This window comes from Micromonospora sp. NPDC005367 (assembly GCF_040606825.1).
In the GTDB taxonomy this organism is placed as follows: domain Bacteria; phylum Actinomycetota; class Actinomycetes; order Mycobacteriales; family Micromonosporaceae; genus Micromonospora.
The window spans coordinates 1-6,121 of sequence record NZ_JBEXFP010000092.1 but is presented as its reverse complement, the minus strand read 5'-3'; the positions used below and the strand labels follow the sequence as shown (position 1 = coordinate 6,121).

The following is a 6,121-nucleotide window of genomic DNA, read 5'->3' as shown; positions in this document are numbered from 1 at the left end:
AACCACCACCGTCTACGACCAGGCAACCGCCTGGTCACACCGAACCCAACCCGTCGCTGCTTGACATCCAAGCTCCTGGGATGTCTGACCCCACCCCACCCGCTGACCCCACCCGCTGACCCCCGGTGATCAAGAGGATTGCGTCAGGAAACGCCCCGCGGATGACGCAAACCTCTTGATCACCGGGGAGGGGGAGAGGGTGGGGGAGGTTGGGGGGTGGGGGTTAGGGGCGTAGGTGTTTGAGGGTGGCGACGTCGGCGTCGTGGCCGACGTGCTTCTCCGTCGGGGTCTCCACCACGACGGGCACCCCGGCGGTGGCCGGGTGGGTCATCAGCTCCGCGAACGGAAGCTCGCCGATGCTGCCCTTGCCGATGTTCTCGTGCCGGTCCCGGGTCGAGCCGCACAGGTCCTTCGAGTCGTTGGCGTGCACCAGCCGCAGCCGGTCCGCCCCGACCGTGGCCACCAGCGCGTCCAGGGTCGCGGTCATGCCGCCTTCGACGGCCAGGTCGTGCCCGGCGGCCCAGGCGTGGCAGGTGTCGAAGCAGACGCCGAGCGACGGGTGCCGGCCGACCGCGTCCAGGTAGGGGCCGAGGTGCTCGACCCGGGAGGCGAGCGACCGCCCGCCGCCCGCGCTCGGCTCGACCAGCAGCATCGGCCCACCGGACGAGGCGACCGAGTCCAGCAGCGGCAGCAGCGCCTCACGGACCTGCCGCATCGCCGCCTCGGCGTGCCCGGCGTCGACCGCGCTGCCGGCGTGGAACACCACACCCTGCGCGCCGATCGCCGCGCCCCGGCGCAGCGCGTGCGCCAGCGTCTGTGCCGACCGCTCGACCGTGGCCGGAGTGGGGGAGCCGAGGTTGACCAGCAGGGACGCGTGGATGAAGACGGGCACGCCCCGCTCGGCGCAGCCGGCGCGGAACAGCTCGTCCTGGGCGGGATCGCCGGGCGGCAACGCCCAGCCCCGGGAGTTGGACACGTACACCTGGACCACCTCGGCGCCGGTCGCGTCGAGGTAGGGCAGGGCCGCCCTGGCCAGGCCGCCCGAGGTCGGTGCGTGCGTGCCGACCGGACGGCCCATGATCACCGGCATCTCAGAGACATCCGATCGTGACCGGGGTGCCGGGCGGCACCTGCGCGTTCTCATTCGGGTTCTGGAACCGTACGACCGCGTTCGGGTTGAACTGGATAGTCACCGGGAAGCCCTGACTCTCCAACACCTGCTTGGCCTGCTGGCAGGGCAGATCCATGACCCGCGGCACGACCACCAGCGGTGGGCCCTTGCTGATGTCCAGCTTGACCTCGGCGCCCCGCTCCACGCCGGTGCCGTCGGACGGGCTCTGCCCGACGATCTCGTCCTTGGGCTTGTCCGAGTCCTTGTAGTTCTCGACCGCGACCAGACCCAGCCGGGACAGGGCGCTCCGGGCCTCGTTGAGGTTCTTGCCGACCAGGTTGGGCACGCTGATCGGGGCCTTGCCCTTGCTGAGGATCACCGTCACCTTGGCACCCGGCTTGACCTCGGCGCCGACCTTCGGGGTGGTGGCCACCACCACTCCGGCGGGCAGGTTGTCGTCGTAGCGGGCGGTGCCCTTGACCACCACCAGCCCGATGTTGACCAGATCCGCCTCAGCCAGCTCGAACTCCTTGCCCACCACGTCCGGCACCGGGAACTGCTCCGGGCCGAGGGACAGGGTCAGGGTGATGGTGCCGCCCTTGATGATCCGGTCGGCCGAGGCCGGGTCCTGGAGCAGGACGCTGTCCTTCGGCGCGGTGGCGTCGTAGCGGGGTTCGGCATACTTCAGCACGAGACCCGCGCGGGCGACCTGTGCCTCCGCTTCCGCCTTGGTCAGGCTCACCAGCTGCGGGGCGTCCGTGTAGCGACCCATCGTGAGGTACCAGCCGGCGAGGGCGGCGACCAGCACGATCGCCGCCGTGGCGGCGATCAGCGCGAGCCGGCCACGGTTCTCGCCCGCCAACCTGGTGAACAGCCCACCGGACCGGGAGCCGGCGTCGTCGTGCTCCGGCGGTGCGGCGCGCCGTCGGCCGGCCCGCTGGCCGCCCTCGGGTAGCCGGGCCCAGGACGGCCGCTCGGCCGGACGTACCGCCGCGACCACCATGGTCGGCTCGGAGACCGGCGGCCCGGCGGTGACCCGGCGCAGCACGGTGGTCTGGCTGTTCGAGTTGCCCAGGTCGTCGCGGGCCACCTGCACCTCGGCGAGGAGGGCGCCGGCGTCGGCGGGCCGGCCCTCCGGGTCGCGGCGCGTGGCGTGGGCGACGAGGCGGTCGAGGACCGCCGGCAGGCCGGGAACCAGGGTCGACGGGGATGGCACGTCACGGTCGACGTGCTGCCAGGCGATGTCGACCGGACGGCCACCGTCGTAGGGCACCCGGCCGGTGAGCATCTCGAAGAGCACGATGCCGGCCGAGTAGACGTCCGTACGCGGATCCGCGTAGCCCTTGGTGACCAGTTCCGGGGCGACGTACGCCACGGTCGCCATGAGCTGGTTGCCGCTCTCCTCCTCGGCACTGGCCTCGACGGCGCGGGCCAGGCCGAAGTCGGCCACCTTGACGACGCTGTCGACCAGGTTGGCCATGCCGCCGGTGGGTGCCTCGGCCACCAGCACGTTCTCCGGCTTGACGTCGCGATGGACCACTCCGGACCGGTGCGCGGCGCCGATCGCGGCGAGCATCTGCTCGAAGATGGCCAGCGCCTCGTCCGGGTTGAGCCGGCGCCGTTCGGCGAGCACCTCGCGCAGCGTGCGGCCGCGCACGTACTCCATCACCAGGTAGGGCAGACCGGCGTGCGTGCCCTGGTCGTAGACCGCGACGACGTTGGGGTGGGTGAGCCGGGCGATGGTCTTCGCCTCGTCGGTGAAGCGCTCCACGAACCCCGCGATCCGCGCCCGGGCCTCGGAAGCCTGGGTCGGATGAATGATCTTGACTGCGACGGTGCGCTCGAGACGCTCGTCGGTGGCGGTGTACACGGTCGCCATCCCGCCACGGGCCACGCGACCGCGGATGCGGTAGCGCCCGTCTATCAGCGAGCCCAGCAACGTGTCGGCGACCTGTGTGTCCATCGGCAGGAAGTCTATGTGTCCGGAGGGCAAAGGTTGAACAGGATGCTGCAGCCGAGGTTAAACCTCGTCGGTCCGCCGCGTTCGGCCGCCGCAGAAAACGGCGCTGACCTGCTCGAACGTTCCTCTCCGGCAGCTCCGACGGCTGAGTTGCGGGTCATCGCCCATCGATGTCGGTGACGGTGTCGTCACTTTGTGTGTCGGATCGTCGCATCCGGGGTGCCGTTTGGCCTGCCGGGGTCACCCCGTGGCAGGGTGTTCGGGTGACCGAATCCCTACCCGCCGGCCGGGCCGCGGCCGGCCCCGACCAGGCTGGTCCCGCCGACGCAAGCGGCTGGCTGACCCTGCCCGACGTCGCCGAGCGCCTCGACGTGTCGATCAGCAAGGTGCACCAGATGGTCCGCGACCGGGAACTGCTCGCGGTCCGCCGCGACGGCGTCCGCCGGGTGCCCGCGGACCTGGTGGCCAACCATACGGTGCTCAAGCACCTGCCCGGCGTGCTCAGCCTCCTGGCCGACGCCGGCTACGACGACGAGGCCGCGCTGCGCTGGCTCTACGAGCCGGACGACACCCTGCCGGGCACCCCGGCGGCGGCCCTCGGCGGTGACCAGGCCCGCGAGGTCAAACGCCGCGCGCAGGCCCTCGGCTTCTAACCCACCCCCGGCCCCGGCCCGGGCGCGCTGATCATGAAGTTGTTGCCGTCGGCACCGGCGTGTCGGAGCGACAACTTCATGGTCAACGCTGAGTGCGGCCCGGGAGACGGGGCCGGGGGGTGGGTGAGGGTCAGTCGGTGCGGCGGGTGGCGGCGGCGGCAAGGTCGACCAGAGCCTGGCGGGCCTCGCTGTCCAGGTCGACCTTGGCGAGCGCCGCCAGCGCGCTGTCGGTCAGCGTGCCGATCCGCTGCTCGGTACGGGTCAGCGCGCCGCTGCTGGTGATCAGCCCGCGCAACCGTGCGACCCCCTCCTCGTCCAGCCCCGGGTCGCCCAGCCCCGTCAGGAGCTGCTCCCGGTCGGCGTCGTCGAGCGCCTCCAACGCGACCGCCACCAGGTAGGTCCGCTTGCCCTCGCGCAGGTCGTCACCGGCCGGCTTGCCGGTCTGCGCCGGGTCGCCGAAGACGCCGAGCACGTCGTCGCGGAGCTGGAACGCCTCACCGAGCGGCAACCCGTACGCCGAGTAGGCCGCCTCGACGTCCGGCGGGGCGTCCGCCAGCGCGGCGCCGAGCAGCAGCGGTCGCTCGACCGTGTACTTCGCCGACTTGTAGCGGGCGACCTTGCCGGCCCGCTCCACCGAGGTGTCCCGGGTCACCTGCGCGAGGACGTCGAGGTACTGCCCGACGGTGACTTCCGTGCGCATCTCGTCGAAGACCGGACGGGCCCGGGCCACCGTGCGCGGTTCCAGCCCGGCGGAGTGCAGCAGCTCGTCGGACCAGACCAGGCAGAGATCGCCGAGCAGGATCGCCGCGGCGTCGCCGAAGCCGTCCGGGTCGCCGCCCCAGCCGGACCGTCGGTGCCGGGCGGCGAAGCGACGGTGCACCGCGGGCTCGCCGCGCCGGGTGTCGGAACGGTCCATCAGGTCGTCGTGGATCAGAGCGCTGGCCTGTACCAGCTCGAGCGCGGCCAGCGCGCCCAGCACCTGGTCACTGTCGACACCACCCGCACCGCGGTAGCCCCAGTAGGCGAACGCCGGCCGCAGCCTCTTGCCGCCACCCAGCACGAACGCCTCGATCACCTCCGCCACGGGCGCCAGGGCGTCGTCGACACCGGCCATCCAGATCCGCTGGTTGGCCAGGAACTCGGTGAGGGCCTTGTCGACTCGCTGCCGCAGGCCGGCACGGTCGACGGGGGAGACGGAAGCTGCGTCGTTCACGCGTGAACGCTAGCCGGTCCGGTCGGGCATCCGGTACCCGTCAGTATCCGGGTGGGCCCCACCTCGCCCGCACCGGCTCCGCCCCGGCCCCGACGAGACCGGGCGGGGCAGGTACGGGCGGGCGGCCGTGACCAGCGCCATATGACGGCGGACCGCCGGCGCCCGGCGGTGGGCGGCCAGGCCGCGCCGCACCTCGGCCAGCTGGGCCAGCGCCCGGGGCGACCCGGCGCGGACCGCGTCGACGAGGGCGGTGCCCGCCGTCTCGCAGGCCAGTTCCACCTCGCCGAGTTGGAGGTACCCGCGGGCCAGCCAACCGCCGTACACGGCCGCGCGGCGTGGACGCCCGGACTCCCGGGCCGCCCCGCCGAGCAGCGCCTCGGCCCGCCGCGGCCGCCCGAGGGCGACCAGGGTCCGCCCGGTCATCGCCGCCAGCTCCGCCGCGTCGAGCCAGTAGAGCCAGTTTGGTTCACGCCCGGCGGCGGGAGCCGGGCCGGCCCGGTCGGCGGCGCGAAGAGCCTGCGCGGCGGCGTCGGGGCGGCCCGCGAGCGCCGCGGCGAACGCCACCCGGTGCAGCAGCAGGGCGCGCAACCCGGCGCTGGCCCATCGTCGGCTGCCGGCGTAGGCGATGCGGGCCAGCAGGAGAGCGCCTCCGGGGTCGCCGGCCCCGGCGAGCAGGTGGCTGGCCGAGCCGAGCACGTGCCCGCCGAGGGCCGGTTCGCCGGCGGCCGCGGCGGCACGCAACCCGAGCCGGTACGCGTCCAGCGCGCCGGCCGGGTCACCAGCGTCGGCGGCGAGCCAGCCGGCGAGCTGGGCCGACTCGGCGAGCACCGGCAGCAACCGGCGCCGGCCGGCCGGACCCGACCGGGGCAACGCCCGCACCGCCCGGCGGAGCCGGTCCGTGCCGAGCGGCGCGAGGTCGACCCCACCGGCCAGGTCGTCGAGCCGCCGCAGCCCGGCCAGGTCGACGGCGTACGCCCGGCCCGGTGCCCGGGGCACGTCGGCGGAGGGGATCGGCGGCGTCGGACCCGGGTCGTACCCGCTGCCCGAAGGGCTCGGCCCGGCGAACCGCCCCGGCGCGGCGACCAGCAGTGGGGCGTGCGTGAGGGCGTCCATCACGACCATCGACGTGACCACCTGGTCGGCATGGTCACGCTCGATCGCGACGTCCGTCGGGCTCTCCGCGA

General features: G+C 73.6%; 4 protein-coding genes and 1 pseudogene. 1 reads left to right on the top strand and 4 read right to left on the bottom strand.

Features of this window, described 5'->3' with window-relative positions; all coding sequences use genetic code 11:
• Positions 1–223: 223 nt before the first annotated feature.
• Both ABZS42_RS31705 and pknB read right to left on the bottom strand, forming a co-directional pair.
• Complete coding sequence (locus ABZS42_RS31705) at positions 224–1,090, bottom strand: deoxyribonuclease IV (RefSeq protein WP_355151614.1); 867 nt, start codon at positions 1,088–1,090, stop codon at positions 224–226.
• A 1-nt stretch (position 1,091) separates the two neighbouring features.
• Positions 1,092–3,074, bottom strand: coding sequence for a Stk1 family PASTA domain-containing Ser/Thr kinase (pknB, locus tag ABZS42_RS31700; protein WP_355151612.1), 1,983 nt, complete (start codon positions 3,072–3,074; stop codon positions 1,092–1,094).
• 260 nt (positions 3,075–3,334) lie between these two features.
• Here pknB and ABZS42_RS31695 point away from each other — a divergent pair, with 260 nt between their 5' ends.
• Positions 3,335–3,724, top strand: a complete 390-nt coding sequence (locus tag ABZS42_RS31695; protein WP_355151610.1) for an Rv2175c family DNA-binding protein — start codon at positions 3,335–3,337, stop codon at positions 3,722–3,724.
• A gap of 130 nt (positions 3,725–3,854) precedes the next feature.
• Here ABZS42_RS31695 and ABZS42_RS31690 read toward each other — a convergent pair whose 3' ends face one another.
• Both ABZS42_RS31690 and ABZS42_RS31685 read right to left on the bottom strand, forming a co-directional pair.
• The gene (locus tag ABZS42_RS31690) at positions 3,855–4,937 is read right to left on the bottom strand and encodes a polyprenyl synthetase family protein (protein WP_355151608.1); all 1,083 of its coding nucleotides are present in this window, start codon (positions 4,935–4,937) and stop codon (positions 3,855–3,857) included.
• A 9-nt stretch (positions 4,938–4,946) separates the two neighbouring features.
• A pseudogene (locus ABZS42_RS31685) lies at positions 4,947–6,121 on the bottom strand (hypothetical protein); the annotation flags it as partial.

Bases quoted from the DNA above. Each gene is read 5' to 3' on its own strand.
- ABZS42_RS31705 (WP_355151614.1), bottom strand. From the start codon at position 1,090: ATGCCGGTGATCATGGGCCGTCCGGTCGGCACGCACGCACCGACCTCG.
- pknB (WP_355151612.1), bottom strand. From the start codon at position 3,074: ATGGACACACAGGTCGCCGACACGTTGCTGGGCTCGCTGATAGACGGG.